At 69.3% G+C, this 13437-nt stretch carries 13 protein-coding genes; 10 read left to right on the top strand and 3 right to left on the bottom strand.

Translation table 11 applies throughout. The features are described from left to right. Positions 1-96: 96 nt before the first annotated feature. The 3 genes from E1P53_RS05590 to ectA all read right to left on the bottom strand — a co-directional run bounded on the left by E1P53_RS05590 (position 97) and on the right by ectA (position 2562). Complete coding sequence (locus tag E1P53_RS05590) at positions 97-531, bottom strand: ectoine synthase (protein ID WP_006898484.1); 435 nt, start codon at positions 529-531, stop codon at positions 97-99. Continuing rightward, positions 528-1817: a diaminobutyrate--2-oxoglutarate transaminase gene (ectB, locus tag E1P53_RS05585; protein WP_006898485.1), complete on the bottom strand. Its 1290-nt coding sequence runs from the start codon at positions 1815-1817 to the stop codon at positions 528-530. Before ectB ends, E1P53_RS05590 begins: the two co-directional genes overlap by 4 nt. Positions 1818-2034: 217 nt before the next feature. Further along, positions 2035-2562, bottom strand: a complete 528-nt coding sequence (ectA, locus tag E1P53_RS05580; RefSeq protein WP_131733670.1) for a diaminobutyrate acetyltransferase — start codon at positions 2560-2562, stop codon at positions 2035-2037. 165 nt (positions 2563-2727) lie between these two features. Here ectA and rsmD point away from each other — a divergent pair, with 165 nt between their 5' ends. The 10 genes from rsmD to ftsY all read left to right on the top strand — a co-directional run bounded on the left by rsmD (position 2728) and on the right by ftsY (position 13344). Continuing rightward, complete coding sequence (rsmD, locus tag E1P53_RS05575) at positions 2728-3288, top strand: 16S rRNA (guanine(966)-N(2))-methyltransferase RsmD (RefSeq protein ID WP_131733669.1); 561 nt, start codon at positions 2728-2730, stop codon at positions 3286-3288. A 43-nt stretch (positions 3289-3331) separates the two neighbouring features. Next, positions 3332-3820: a pantetheine-phosphate adenylyltransferase gene (gene coaD / locus E1P53_RS05570; protein ID WP_109237715.1), complete on the top strand. Its 489-nt coding sequence runs from the start codon at positions 3332-3334 to the stop codon at positions 3818-3820. 156 nt (positions 3821-3976) lie between these two features. Next, positions 3977-4807 carry a DivIVA domain-containing protein gene (locus E1P53_RS05565; protein ID WP_006898489.1) on the top strand — a complete coding sequence of 277 codons (831 nt, stop codon included), beginning with the start codon at positions 3977-3979 and terminating at the stop codon, positions 4805-4807. 92 nt (positions 4808-4899) lie between these two features. Continuing rightward, positions 4900-5514 carry a YceD family protein gene (locus E1P53_RS05560; RefSeq protein WP_006898490.1) on the top strand — a complete coding sequence of 205 codons (615 nt, stop codon included), beginning with the start codon at positions 4900-4902 and terminating at the stop codon, positions 5512-5514. A 4-nt stretch (positions 5515-5518) separates the two neighbouring features. Then, the gene (gene rnc, locus E1P53_RS05555) at positions 5519-6274 is read left to right on the top strand and encodes a ribonuclease III (RefSeq protein WP_006898491.1); all 756 of its coding nucleotides are present in this window, start codon (positions 5519-5521) and stop codon (positions 6272-6274) included. A 12-nt stretch (positions 6275-6286) separates the two neighbouring features. Then, a complete protein-coding gene (mutM, locus tag E1P53_RS05550) occupies positions 6287-7153 on the top strand; it encodes a bifunctional DNA-formamidopyrimidine glycosylase/DNA-(apurinic or apyrimidinic site) lyase (protein WP_131733668.1) in 867 nt (288 codons plus the stop codon). Between the two features lie 193 nt (positions 7154-7346). Next, positions 7347-7793 (top strand): OsmC family protein, encoded by a 447-nt coding sequence (locus E1P53_RS05545; protein ID WP_006898493.1) that lies wholly within the window; start codon positions 7347-7349, stop codon positions 7791-7793. A gap of 9 nt (positions 7794-7802) precedes the next feature. Next, the gene (locus E1P53_RS05540; protein ID WP_131733667.1) at positions 7803-8111 is read left to right on the top strand and encodes an acylphosphatase; all 309 of its coding nucleotides are present in this window, start codon (positions 7803-7805) and stop codon (positions 8109-8111) included. Positions 8112-8155: 44 nt separating this feature from the next. Then, positions 8156-11767, top strand: coding sequence for a chromosome segregation protein SMC (gene smc / locus E1P53_RS05535; protein ID WP_131733666.1), 3612 nt, complete (start codon positions 8156-8158; stop codon positions 11765-11767). After that, positions 11764-13344 carry a signal recognition particle-docking protein FtsY gene (gene ftsY, locus E1P53_RS05530; RefSeq protein WP_131733665.1) on the top strand — a complete coding sequence of 527 codons (1581 nt, stop codon included), beginning with the start codon at positions 11764-11766 and terminating at the stop codon, positions 13342-13344. Before smc ends, ftsY begins: the two co-directional genes overlap by 4 nt. The last annotated feature ends 93 nt before the right edge of the window (positions 13345-13437 follow it).

Below are 13437 nucleotides of genomic sequence, written 5' to 3'. Positions count from 1 at the left end.
CCCAGGATAGGCAGGGTGCGCACTCGTCGAGGTCTCACGTCGCCGAGGCACCGTCGGGAGAGCGGTCGGTCATGGCGTCGGCGAGAGACAGTGTTGTCAGGAGACGGGGGCGTCCTCGGCGTGCTTGCCGGCCGGCTGCGGGACGGCGACGAGGGGGTAGACGCCGTTCTCGTCGTGCACCTCGGTGCCGACGACCGGCGGGTTGAACACGCACAGCATCCGCATCCGGGTGTCGGCGGTGACGGTGTGGCGCTCGTGCCCGTTCAGCAGGTACATCGTGCCGGGTGCCAGGGGATAGGTCTCACCGGTCTCCCGGTCGAGCAGCGTCCCGGTGCCCTCCACCAGCCAGACGGCCTCGATGTGGTTGGCGTAGTGGAACTCGTTCACGCTACCGGCGTTGATGGTGGTCTCGTGGAACGAGAATCCCACCCCATCGCCGCCGAGGACGATGCGCTTGGAGCGCCAGTTGCCCTTCGGATCGGCGACGTCGCGCTCGGTACCGGTGATCTCTTCGGTGGTTCGGACGATCATCCGATCACCTCCTTGACTGCGTCGGAAAGGATGGACAGGCCGCGATCGAGGTCCGCGCGGGAGATCGTCAGCGGCGGGAGCAGCTTGACGACCTCGTCGGACGGCCCCGAGGTCTCGGCGAGCAACCCGTTTCCGAAGGCCTGCGCGCAGACCTTGCCGGCGGCGGTGTGGTCCTCGAAGGCCAGGCCGCGGACCATCCCGCGACCGCGGGTGGAGATGCCGTCGTAGCGGTTGCAGAGGTCGGAGAAGACCTCGTGGATGCGGTCGCCCTTCTCGTGGATCTCGCGGCTGAGGGTGTCATCGGTCCAGTAGGTCTCGATGGCCTTGGCCGCGGTGACGAAGGCGGGGTTGTTGCCGCGGAAGGTGCCGTTGTGCTCGCCCGGGGTCCAGACGTCGAGTTCGGGCTTGAACAGGGTCAGCGCGAACGGCAGGCCGTAGCCGCTGATCGACTTCGAGAGGGTGACGATGTCGGGCTTGATGCCGGCGTCCTCGAAGGAGAAGAACTCGCCGGTGCGGCCGCATCCCATCTGCACGTCGTCGACGATCAGCAGGATGTCGCGGCGCCGGCAGAGGTCGGAGAGAGCGCGCAGCCACTCGGCGCGGGCGACGTTCACGCCGCCCTCACCCTGGACGGTCTCCACGATCACCGCGGCGGGACGGTTCAGTCCGCTGCCGGAATCGTCGAGCACGCGCTCGAACCAGGCGAAGTCCTCGACGACTCCGCCGAAGTAGTTGTCGAACGGCATCGGCGTCGCGTGCACCAGCGGGATGCCGGCGCCGGCGCGCTTCATCGAATTCCCGGTCACCGACAGCGATCCCAGGGTCATGCCGTGAAACGCGTTGGTGAAGCTGATGATCGACTCGCGGCCGGTCACCTTGCGGGCCAGCTTCAGCGCCGACTCGACGGCGTTGGTGCCGGTGGGGCCGGGGAACTGGATCTTGTAGTCCAGCCCGCGGGGTTCGAGGATGTGCTGGGTGAACTTCTCGATGAAGTTGCCCTTGGCGACGGTGGCCATGTCGAGGCCGTGGGTGATGCCGTCGTCGGCGATGTAGTCGATCAGAGCCTTCTTCAGCTCCGGGTTGTTGTGGCCGTAGTTCAGCGAGCCCGCGCCGGCGAAGAAGTCGAGGTATTCCCGACCGTTCTGGTCGGTGATGTAGGACCCCTTGGCGGTGGTGAACACGGCAGGCCAGTTACGGCAATAGCTGCGGACCTCGGACTCGTGTGCGGTGAACACCGAGTCGTCGAAGGTCTTGTCGAGAACAGGGGTGGTGTCGAGAAGTTGCATGTCCTGCTTCCTTCTTCATTGTGACCGCGCTCGTAGAAGGTGAGCGCAGGAGTTCCGGCGTGGTGGTTCGACGACCGTGGGTACCCAGAACTCTCGAAATGTATGCCGGATTTCGGCACTTCTATCCGAGTGATGCCAACAACGGTGTGGCACAGAGTATTTCGCCTGTGATCGATCTGACTATCGTGACCGAGGCGTCGGGATCGCGCGCGGGCCGTCAGGGCTCGGGGATCTCCGGTTCGAGCATGTAGAGGTCCTCGGGCTCGTGTGAGTCCGGAAAAGTGTTGGCGTCGAAGAGATCTCGACGCTCGAATCGAAGGCCTCGGGCCTTGGCAACCGAGGCGAACAGTCGCTGCGACGCGATGTTGTCCGGGCTGATCGTGGTGTGCATGGCCACCATTCCCTGCCGGTTCGCACGGTCGAAGAGGTGATGCAGCATGGACGCGGCGACGCCGTGCCCGCGCATCGAATCGTTGACGGCGACCTGCCAGACCATCAGGGTCGACGGATCGTTCTGGCGGCGGTATCCGGTGACGAAACCGACCGGATTGCCGTCGACTTCGGCGACGATGGACGTCTCGGCGAAGTCATGGCACCAGAGTACGTAGGCATACGACGAGTTGACGTCGAGAACCTTTGAGTCCGAAGCGATTTCCCAGATTCGGGTTCCGTCGGCGACCGTCGGCATCCGATAGTCGACCGTGAGGACAGGTGTTGGGGCCGTTCCTGTTTGTGAAGGGCTCATAACGCTTTCGACGCTAACGAAGGGTCACACCGAAGTCACCCAGCGGCAGAAATTGCCCCATCGAAGCACTACCTTCCCCCTGCTCAGCCATGCAATGTGAATTGGGTCACAACCGTGTTACCCGGAGGTGGGATGTGGGTGTTCGGAGGGTGGGAGAATGGCCGCATGACGAGGATCATCGCGGGCCGGCTGCGGGGGAGAAGGTTGCGCGTCCCGGGCGAGGGAACACGTCCCACATCCGACCGTGTGCGCGAATCCGTCTTCAACATCCTGCAGGCGCGATACGACGTCGACGGCATGCGGGTCCTCGACCTCTACGCCGGATCCGGGGCGCTCGGGATCGAGGCCGTCTCCCGCGGTGCGGCGAACGTCACATTCGTCGAGTCCTCGCGCAAGGCCGGCTCGGTGATCGCCGGCAACGTGAAGGAGTGCGGCATCGGCGGCGTCGCCACGGTGGTGTCGCGGCCGGTGTCGTCGTTCCTGTCGGTCGCGTCGGGCACGCCCTATGATCTCGTCTTCTCCGACCCGCCCTATTCGCTCGACGCGGAAGCCCTCGCCGAGGACCTCCGGCTGCTCGCCGGGTCCCATCTGGCCGACGGGGCGCTGGTCGTCGTCGAGCGGTCTGCGCGCTCCGACGACGACATCTGGCCGGCGGGTTTCGAGATCGTGGTGGACAAGAACTACGGGGACACCCGGGTGGAGGTCGCCGAGTACACCGGCGCCTGAGGTGTGCGTCACCGGGTCGACGCGTCGGCGGTAAGTTCAGGCCATGACGACGGCAGTGTGTCCCGGTTCTTTCGATCCCTTCACCCTCGGCCACCGTTATGTGGTGGAACGAGCGGCGGCGTGCTTCGACGAGGTCGTGATCACGGTGGTGGTCAACCCGAACAAGCGGGGAATGTTCAGCATCGACGAGCGGATCGCGCTCATCGAAGAGGACTGTGCCGACCTCCCCGGCGTTCGCGTCGATCGCTGGGAGGGGCTGCTCGTCGACTACCTGAAGCAGGAGTCGATCCGCACGATCGTCAAGGGCCTGCGTTCGGCGGTGGACTTCGACTACGAGGTGCCGATGGCGCAGATGAACCGCGACCTCGCCGACGTGGAGACCGTCTTCCTCCTCACCGATCCCCGCTTCGCGCACGTCTCCAGCTCGCTGGTGAAGGAGGTCGCCAAGCTGGGCGGCGACGTCACCCCCTTCCTGTCGCCGCACATCCACAAGGCGCTCGTCGCGAAGGTCACCGGAGAGCGCTCGGTCTGATTCTCGGTTCCCCGGTCTCGGGTTCTCCGTCGGAAATCACCTGCGGGAACCCGCGACACGCCACACGCGCTTCACCAGTCACAGACACAACATTCGGCACAATGGCCTCAGATTCACCAACTGTTGCAAACAGGCAAGCGCCGGATTGGGGTGGCTGTGTACCGCGTATTTGAGGCTCTCGACGAGCTCGTCGCCATTGTCGAGGAGGCGCGCAGCGTGCCGATGACCGCCGGCTGCGTCGTCCCGCGCGGCGACGTGCTGGAACTCCTCGACGACATCAAGGACTCGATCCCGGGTGAACTCGACGACGCCCAGGACGTCCTCGACCAGCGTGAGACCCTGCTCGGCGACGCGCGCGAGCACGCCGAGACCACCATCGCCAAGGCCGACTCGGAATCGGAGGCCGTCCTCGCGCACGCCCGCGCCGAGGCCGACCGCATCCTCTCCGAGGCCAAGGCGCAGGCCGATCGCATGGTCGACGAGGCGAGCGCGCACTCCAAGTCGCTGATCGAGGACGCGACCGAGGAGGCCCGCCGCCTGCAGACCAGCGCCGCACGTGAGTTCGAGGCCGTCACCGGCCGGGCGCGCGCCGAGGCCCAGCGCACCATCGACGCCGCCAACAACACCTACGACAAGTCGGTGGCCGACGGCATCGCCGAGCAGCAGCGCCTGGTCTCCGAGACCGAGGTCGTGGCCGCGGCCAAGTCGGAGGCCGAGCGCATCATCGACGCCGCCCACGCCGAGGCGGACCGCCTGCGCGGCGACTGCGACGTCTACGTCGACGAGAAGCTGGCGCAATTCGAGGAGATCCTCACCGGCACCCTGCGCTCGGTGAACCGCGGACGCCACCAGCTGCGGACCGGCGCCGGCATGCACGACTACGTCGAGTACCCGCGCAGCGTCGACGAGACCCGCGAGGCCACGCATTCGCGTGACACGCACCGCGGTTCCTACGACCGCGACCAGGGCTCGCCGCTCGCCGTGTGACCAGGGCCGACCCCGGTGTCGACACACGCCGCCGGGGGCGGTCGATGATTCGGTGATCCGGGCGTATCGTGCAGCTTGTGTCTGATCATGCTGTGACATCAGAAACCGCCCCCGGCGGCGAATCCGCCCCGCGGCGCGACCCCTTCGTTCTCGACGTCCGGTCGATCAACCGCCGCCCCGGCACGATGACCGAGGTGCACCGGACCATCGAGACGACGGTCCGTCTCGGCGTCGAGATGATCGGCGTCCCGGTGGGCTCCGACGTCGACCTCGACCTGCGGCTCGAGTCGGTGAGCGAGGGAATCCTGGTGACCGGCACCGCATGCGGTGAGACCGTCGGCCAGTGTTCGCGCTGCCTCGAGCCCGTCGACGGCACGGTGACGGTGTTCCTGACCGAGCTGTTCGCCTACCCCGACAGCGTCACCGAGCAGACGACCGAGGAAGACGACGTCCACCGCATCGTCGACGACCGGATCGACCTCGAGCAGGCGATCATCGACGCGGTGGCACTCGAGCTCCCGATGTCGCCGCTGTGCGAGCCCGACTGCCCCGGCCTCTGCCAGGTGTGCGGGATCCGGCTGGCCGTCGCCGAGCCCGGTCACGGGCACGATGTGATCGACCCGCGGTGGGCGGGGCTCGCCGGCAAGTTCGCCGAACTCTCCGAGGACAAGGGGGACGCGGGGGACGAGACGAAGGGCGACCGGTAGCACCGTGACTGAGACGCCCGACGAGGCCGGCCGGTTCGCCGCGCTGCTCGAAGCACTCGACACCGACATCCCCGAAGAGCTCCTCACGCTGGCACTGACGCATCGTTCCTACGCCTATGAACACGGCGGCCTGCCGACCAATGAGCGCCTGGAGTTCCTCGGTGACTCCGTGCTCGGCGTGGTGATCACCGAACGGCTCTACCTGCGTTACCCGGACCGTCCGGAGGGTGAACTCGCGAAGATCCGCGCGAGCGTGGTCAACATGCACGCCCTCGCCGACGTGGCCCGCGGTCTCGGCGACGAGGGAGGCCTCGGCAAGTACCTGTACCTCGGTCGCGGAGAAGAGATGACCGGCGGCCGCGACAAGGACTCGATCCTCGCCGACGGACTCGAGTCGATCTTCGGGGCGGTGTTCCTCAGCCACGGCCTCGAGACGTCGCGGCGGGTCATCCTGCGCCTCTTCGACGAGCGCATCGACAAGGCCGGCCGGCTCGGTGCCGGGCTGGACTGGAAGACCTCGCTGCAGGAGCTCAGCTCCGAGCGCGGTTTCGGTCCGCCGCAGTACCAGATCTCCTCGACGGGTCCCGACCACAACAAGGAGTTCACCGCGATCGCGGTGGTCGCGGGGGAGAACCTCGGCGAGGGCGTGGGCCGCACCAAGAAGGAGGCCGAGCAGCAGGCCGCCGCCCACGCGTGGAAGGCGCTGACCGAACGCGGCGCCGATGCCGAGGCCGAGGCGTCGTCGGAATCGGCGTCCTGATCGCACTGGTAGATGCCTGAACTCCCCGAGGTCGAGACCGTCCGAATGGGTCTCGAGAAACATCTCCGCGGGCGCGCAGTGGCCTCTGTGGAGGTCCTCCACCCGCGGGCCGTGCGCCGCCACATCGGCGGCGAACCGGACCTGATCGGGCGGCTGACCGGCAAGCACGTGACCGGTGTGCGTCGTCGCGGCAAGTACATGTGGATCGACGTCGCCGACGCCGCGGACCGTGCTGCTCTGGTGGTGCACCTCGGCATGAGCGGCCAGATGCTCATCGCCCGTGAGGGCGCCCCCGACCACACCCACCTGCGCATCCGCGCCGCTCTCGACGACGGCAACGAACTGCGCTTCGTCGACCAGCGCACCTTCGGGGGATGGCATCTCGACGACTACGTGGTCGACGACCACGGCGTCGATGTTCCCGTGTCGGTCGCGCACATCGCGCCGGATCCCTTCGACCCGGTCTTCGACGCCGTGGTGGTCGTGGACCGCATGCGCGCCAAGCACTCCGAGATCAAACGCGTCCTGCTCGATCAGACGGTCATCTCCGGTGTCGGCAACATCTACGCCGACGAAGCGCTGTGGCGGGCGCGATTGCGCGGGACCCGGGTCGCGGAGTCGATCAGCCGAAAGAAGTTGCGGGAACTGATCGATGCCGCCACCGCGGTCATGTCCGAGGCGGTCGAGGTCGGCGGGACGTCCTTCGACTCGTTGTACGTCAATGTCAACGGACAATCCGGCTACTTCGAGCGCTCACTGAACGCCTATGGGCGCGAAGGGCTTCCGTGTAAGAGGTGCGGGACGATCATGCGCCGGGAGTCGTTCATGAACCGCAGCTCGTACTTCTGCCCGAAGTGTCAGCGCCGCTCGGGTCGATAGGGAAGGCGTGGCGTCTCGGGCCTGCACCCTGCGGCGCCGCCCCGCGGACGGCCGCTGACAGGCGCCGACGCCGCGCGGGAAGTCGTCCACACGACGCGGGCGCAGGTGTCTCGGGAATGTCTGCCCGGCCGGGGACCTTACTATTGTCCGCGGCGTCCGAGCCGCCCCGCCTTCTGAGAGGACTCGCCTGAGCATGACCACCGAGCAGAACACGCCAGCCGCCGAGCCGGCGCACACCGAGCTGTGGGTCGAGCGGACCGGAACCCGCCGCTACACCGGGCACAGTTCGCGCGGCGCCGAGGTGCTCATCGGGTCGCAGGACGTCGACGGCGTCTTCACCCCGGGTGAGCTGTTGAAGATCGCGCTCGCCGCCTGCACCGGCATGGCGTCGGACCGCCCGCTCTCGCGCCGCCTCGGCGACGACTACGACGCCACCATCCGCGTCAGCGGCGACGCCGACCGCGAGAACGAGGTGTACCCGCGCCTCGAGGAGATCCTCGAACTCGACCTCTCCGAGCTCGACGCCGACGCCGCCGATCGGCTCCTCGTCGTCGTGCGGCGCGCCATCGACGCCGTCTGCACCGTCGGGCGCACCATCAAGGCCGGCGCCGAGGTCGACCTGAAGATCACCACGGAATAGCGAGCCGCCATGAGCACCGACAACACTCCGGGCGCCGGCAACACCGAGCAGGTCAGGCTGTCGGCATTTGTCCACGGCCACGTCCAGGGCGTCGGGTTCCGATGGTGGACGCGGTCGCACGCGCTGGAACTCGGGCTGGTCGGCTCGGCGTCGAATCTGGCCGACGGACGGGTGCACGTGGTGGCCGAGGGCCCGCGTGACAAGGTCCTCGCGCTGCTCGACGCGTTGCGCTCCGGCACGACCCCCGGACGGGTGGATCTGGTCGTCGAGAGCATCGATCCGCCGCGGGGAGGCCTCGTCGGCTTCGTGGAGCGGTGAGTGTCACCCGGATCGCATCGCGATGGTGAGTAGTCTGTACCGTCGTGCACCTCAAAAGCCTGACCCTGAAGGGCTTCAAGTCGTTCGCCTCGGCGACGACCCTGCGCTTCGAGCCGGGTATCACGTGCGTCGTCGGCCCCAACGGCTCCGGTAAGTCCAACGTCGTCGACGCCCTGACCTGGGTCATGGGCGAGCAGGGCGCCAAGGCGCTGCGCGGCGGCAAGATGCAGGACGTCATCTTCGCGGGCACCTCGGGCCGCCCGCCGCTCGGCCGTGCCGAGGTCACGCTGACCATCGACAACTCCGACGGCGCGCTGCCCATCGAGTACTCCGAGGTCTCGATCACCCGGCGCATGTTCCGCGACGGCGCCGGCGAGTACGAGATCAACGGCAACTCGTGCCGCCTGATGGACGTGCAGGAACTCCTGAGCGACTCCGGCATCGGACGCGAGATGCATGTCATCGTGGGACAGGGTCGCCTGTCGGCGATCCTCGAGTCCCGCCCCGAGGACCGGCGCGCGTTCATCGAGGAGGCCGCGGGCGTCCTCAAGCACCGCAAGCGCAAGGAGAAGGCACTCCGCAAGCTCGACGCGATGCAGGTCAACCTCGCGCGCCTGACCGACCTGACCGCCGAGCTCCGGCGCCAGCTCAAGCCATTGGGCCGCCAGGCCGAGGTGGCGCGCCGTGCGCAGCATGTCCAGGCCGAATTGCGCGATGCCCGGCTGCGTCTGGCCGCCGACGACCTGGTCACCCGGCGGGCGGAGATGGCCGAGCACGCCGCGGTCGAGGAGGAGGTGCGGCGCCGGCAGGACGAGGTCGCCGCCGAGCTCGACCGGGCCAACGCCGAACTCGCCGAACACGAGCAGCAGCTGGCGGAGATCACGCCGGCCGCGGCGGCGGCCGGGCGTGCCTGGTTCCGCCTGTCGGCCCTCGCCGAACGCGTCGACGCCACCCGGCGCGTCGCCGCCGAACGCAGCCGCTACCTCAGCGAGGCGACCACCGAGACGACCGGCCCCGACCCGGAGGAGCTCGAGGCGCAGGCGCTCGAGGCGGCCGAGCTCGAGGCCGAGCTGACCGAGGCCGTCGAGATCGCGGCCGAACAGCTCGAGACCGCCCGCGAGGAGCTGCGCGAACGCGAGGCGATCGCCGAGGAGGCCGAGGCCGCCCACCTCGCCGCGGTCCGGGCCATCGCCGACCGGCGGGAGGGACTCGCCCGGCTCGAGGGGCAGGTCGACAACCTGAGGACCAAGGCCGAGTCGGCCGACGCCGAGGAACAGCGGCTCACCGACGCGATCGCCGATGCCACCGAGCGTGCCGAAGCGGCTATCGCACAACAGGATTCGGCCGCAGGCGAACTTGCCCAACTGGAGGCCTCCGAACAGGCCCTCGACGAACACCACGAACGCTGCGTCGCCGCGCTGAATCTCTCCAACGAGCGCGTCGCGACGCTGCAGGCGCAGCACCGCGAGGCCGAACAGGCCATCGCATCCCTGTCCGCGCGGGTCGAGGCGCTCTCGATGAACCTCGAGCGCAACGACGGCGGGGCATGGCTGCTCGACAACGCACCCGACGGGCTGCTCGGTCCCATGTCGGAACTGGTCACCGTGGAGCCCGGTTTCGAGACCGCGATCGCCGGGGCGCTCGGCCCGGCGGTCGACGGCATCGTGACCGTCGACGGGATCGCCGCGGTCCGCGCCCTCGTGGCGCTCAAGGCCGGCGACGGGGGACGGGCCGCGCTGATCTGCGGCGGGCTCGACGGCGCGGCCGCGCGCGAGCGCGAGGTGCCGCTGCCCGAGGGAGCCCGGTGGGCCTCGTCGGTGGTCCGCTGCGGGCCGGAGATCCGCGGCGCGATCGACACCGTCCTGGCCGACACGATCATCGTCGACGACCCGGCGCAGGGTCTCGAACTCGCCCGCCGCCTCGGTGTCCGGGCCGTGACACCCGCCGGGGACCGCATCGGTCCGGCGTCGATCGAGGGCGGTTCCTCGCGGCGACCGTCGACGCTGGAGGTCCAGTCGGCCATCGACGCCGCCACCGAGGAGCTCGCCGCGACCCGGCGCCGCGTCGAAGAACTCGAGGCAGCGCTCGACGGCGCCCTGACCGAACAGCGTGAGCGCCGCGAGGCCGCAGAGGAGGCGCTGGCCGCGCTGCACGAGTCGGACGCGAGCGTCGGCGCCGCCTACGAGCAGATGGCGCGGCTCGGGCAGGAGATCCGCACCGCCCGCGCCGAGGCGGACAAGTACACCCGGCAGCGCAGCTTCCTGGAGAAGGGCCGCGAGGAGACCCTGCAGAAGCTCCACGAGCTCGAGGAACGCCTGCGCCTCGCCCGGGACGAGACCGAGGTCGGCCCCGAGGTCGACACCGACGACTCGGCACGGGCCGAGGCCGCGGCCGCGGTCGGCATCGCCCGCGGCGCGGAGATGGAGGCGCGGCTCGCCCTGCGCACCGCGGAGGAACGGCTCGCGTCGGTGCGCGGCAAGGCCGACTCGCTGCGCAGCGCCGCCCAGCGCGAACGCGAGGCACGTGAACGCGCCCGGCGCCAGGACGAGATCCGGCGCCAGGCCGCGGGTGTGGCCGCCGCCGTCGAGCGCGCCGGCGCGCAGGTCGCCGAGCGACTCGCCGCCGCCGTCGCCACCGCCCAGGCCGGGCGCGACGAGCTCGAGGAGATCAAGCAGGCGCGGTCGGCGACGCTCGACGAGCTGCGGCTGCGGGCGGGGGAGCTCTCCACCACCCTCAACTCGCTGCGCGACGCCGTGCACCGCGACGAGGTGGCCCGCGCCCAGGTGGCGTTGCGGATCGAACAGCTCGAGGAACAGATCGTCGAGACCTTCGGCATGGCGCCCGACGAGCTGATCGCCGAGTACGGCCCGGATGTGCCGATGCCGCCGTCGGCGCTCGAGATGCAGGAGTACGAGGAGGCCAAGGCGCGGGGGGAGCAGGTCGTCGCGCCGGCTCCGATGCCCTACGACCGCGCCACCCAGGAGGCCCGCGCCAAGAAGGCGCAGAAGGACCTCAACACCCTGGGCAAGGTGAACCCCCTCGCGCTCGAGGAGTTCGCCGCGCTCGAGGAACGCTACAACTTCCTGTCCTCGCAGCTCGAGGACGTCAAGGCTGCCCGCAAGGACCTCCTCGACGTCGTCGACGACGTCGACGCCCGCATCCTGCAGGTCTTCACCGAGGCCTACGCCGACGTCGAGCGGGAATTCGCCCAGGTCTTCCAGACGCTGTTCCCCGGCGGCGAGGGACGCCTCGTCCTCACCGACCCCGACGACATGCTCACCACCGGCATCGAGGTGGAGGCCCGCCCGCCGGGTAAGAAGGTGAAGAGGCTCTCGCTGCTGTCCGGCGGCGAGAAGTCGCTGACCGCGGTCGCGATGCTCGTCGCCATTTTCCGCGCCCGTCCGTCGCCGTTCTACGTCATGGACGAGGTGGAGGCCGCGCTCGACGACACCAACCTGCGGCGTCTCATCAAACTGTTCGAACAGCTGCGGGAGAAATCGCAGCTCATCGTGATCACCCACCAGAAGCCCACCATGGAGATCGCCGACGCCCTCTACGGCGTCAGCATGCGCGGTGACGGCATCACCACGGTCATCTCGCAGCGCATGCGCGGTGTGAACATGCCCGTGGCCCAACAGGAGGACACCAGCCAGTGAACACCGGAATCATCATCGGCATAGTCGTCGCGGTACTCGTCGTGGCGGCGCTGATCGCGCTCGGACTGGTGCTGTCGCGTCGGCGTCGCATCTCGCTCACCGACAAGCCCGAACAGACGCAGATCGTCGACGGCACGACCCGGCAGGTCGACAGATCCGGTGGGTACAAGGCCGGGTCGGGCTTCACGTTCAGCAGAAGCGACTCGGATACCGCGCTGTCCGAACCCCCGAAGCCCGCGCCGAGACCGGCCCCGAAGCCCGAGGCCCCGATCCAGAAGCCGGTCCAGCCGGTGCAGGAGCGCACCGACGTCGACGGCCAGCCCGGTGTCGGAGACGACGCCGCGGTCCCGCGCGATTCCGTGCGCCGTCCCATCCAGGACATCGCTCTGCCCGACGTGACCGAGGAGAAGGCCGCCGAGCCCGAGGCGGAACGGCCGGAGGTCACCGAGCCCGAACCGGAGGCCGCCGAGAAGACCGCCGAGGAGACGGCCGCGGGGGAGACGGTCACAGACGAGGAGACCGAGACCGCGGCCGAGGCGCCCGCAGCCCCGGCCGCGCCCGAGACCTCGGCCGTCGAGCCCGAGGCCCCTGCCGAGGAAGCCGTCACCGTTCCCGACGACGCCTCCGCGGCCACCGCCGCGCCGCCGCGTGAGGAGATCGCGCCCACCGCCGGTCGCCTCGGCCGTCTGCGCGGTCGCCTGGCCCGCTCCCAGGGCGCGATCGGCAAGAGCGTCCTGGGTCTGCTCGGCGCCGGCGACCTCGACGAGGAGAGCTGGGAGGAGATCGAGGACACGCTGCTGATGGCCGACCTCGGCACGGCAACCACCATGACCGTCGTCGAGCGGTTGCGCACCGAACTCGCGGCCAACCCGGTGCGTAGCGCCGAGGAGGCCCGCGCGCTTCTCAAGCGGGTGCTCGTCGAGGAGCTCGACCCCACGCTGGACCGGTCGATCAAGGCGCTGCCGCATGCGGGGCGCCCCGCCGTCGTGCTCGTGGTCGGTGTGAACGGCACCGGCAAGACCACCACCACCGGCAAGCTGGCCCGTGTTCTCGTCGCCGACGGCCGTCGGGTGCTCCTCGGGGCCGCGGACACCTTCCGTGCGGCGGCCGCCGACCAGCTGCAGACCTGGGGCGAACGCGTGGGCGCCGAGATCGTCCGCGGCAAGGAACAGGCCGACCCGGCCGCAGTGGCCTTCGACGCCGTCGACCGCGGCATCGCCACCGGGGTCGACGTGGTCATGATCGACACCGCCGGCCGCCTGCACACCAAGACCGGCCTCATGGACGAGCTCGGCAAGGTCAAGCGCGTCGTGGAGAAGAAGGCCCCCGTCGACGAGGTCCTGCTCGTGCTCGACGCCACGATCGGCCAGAACGGCCTCGCGCAGGCCCGTGTGTTCGCCGAGGTCGTCGACATCACCGGCGTGGTGCTGACCAAACTGGACGGCACCGCCAAGGGCGGCATCGTGTTCCACGTGCAGAAGGAACTCGGCGTCCCCGTCAAGCTCGTGGGCCTGGGCGAGGGCGCCGACGATCTGGCGCCGTTCGAACCCGAGGCGTTCGTCGACGCCCTGCTGTGATCCCCGCCGTGTGAACACGGCTTCGTGCGCCCGGCTCCGTTCGCGAGCCGGGCGCACGCGTGTCTGCACCCGCCCGATCGCTCCCGGGCACGC

Source organism: Gordonia paraffinivorans, assembly GCF_900683595.1.
In the GTDB taxonomy this organism is placed as follows: Bacteria; Actinomycetota; Actinomycetes; order Mycobacteriales; family Mycobacteriaceae; genus Gordonia; species Gordonia paraffinivorans.
Note: the sequence above shows the minus strand (reverse complement) of the source record. Positions and strands in the feature narration are given on the sequence as shown.

What these genes read in the sequence shown, in the direction of transcription:
- coaD (WP_109237715.1), top strand. Translation starts at nt 3,332, where the DNA reads ATGACGACGGCAGTGTGTCCCGGTTCTTTCGATCCCTTCACCCTCGGC.
- ectB (WP_006898485.1), bottom strand. Translation starts at nt 1,817, where the DNA reads ATGCAACTTCTCGACACCACCCCTGTTCTCGACAAGACCTTCGACGAC.
- E1P53_RS05540 (WP_131733667.1), top strand. Translation starts at nt 7,803, where the DNA reads ATGAGCACCGACAACACTCCGGGCGCCGGCAACACCGAGCAGGTCAGG.
- E1P53_RS05545 (WP_006898493.1), top strand. Translation starts at nt 7,347, where the DNA reads ATGACCACCGAGCAGAACACGCCAGCCGCCGAGCCGGCGCACACCGAG.
- E1P53_RS05590 (WP_006898484.1), bottom strand. Translation starts at nt 531, where the DNA reads ATGATCGTCCGAACCACCGAAGAGATCACCGGTACCGAGCGCGACGTC.
- rsmD (WP_131733669.1), top strand. Translation starts at nt 2,728, where the DNA reads ATGACGAGGATCATCGCGGGCCGGCTGCGGGGGAGAAGGTTGCGCGTC.
- mutM (WP_131733668.1), top strand. Translation starts at nt 6,287, where the DNA reads ATGCCTGAACTCCCCGAGGTCGAGACCGTCCGAATGGGTCTCGAGAAA.
- ectA (WP_131733670.1), bottom strand. Translation starts at nt 2,562, where the DNA reads ATGAGCCCTTCACAAACAGGAACGGCCCCAACACCTGTCCTCACGGTC.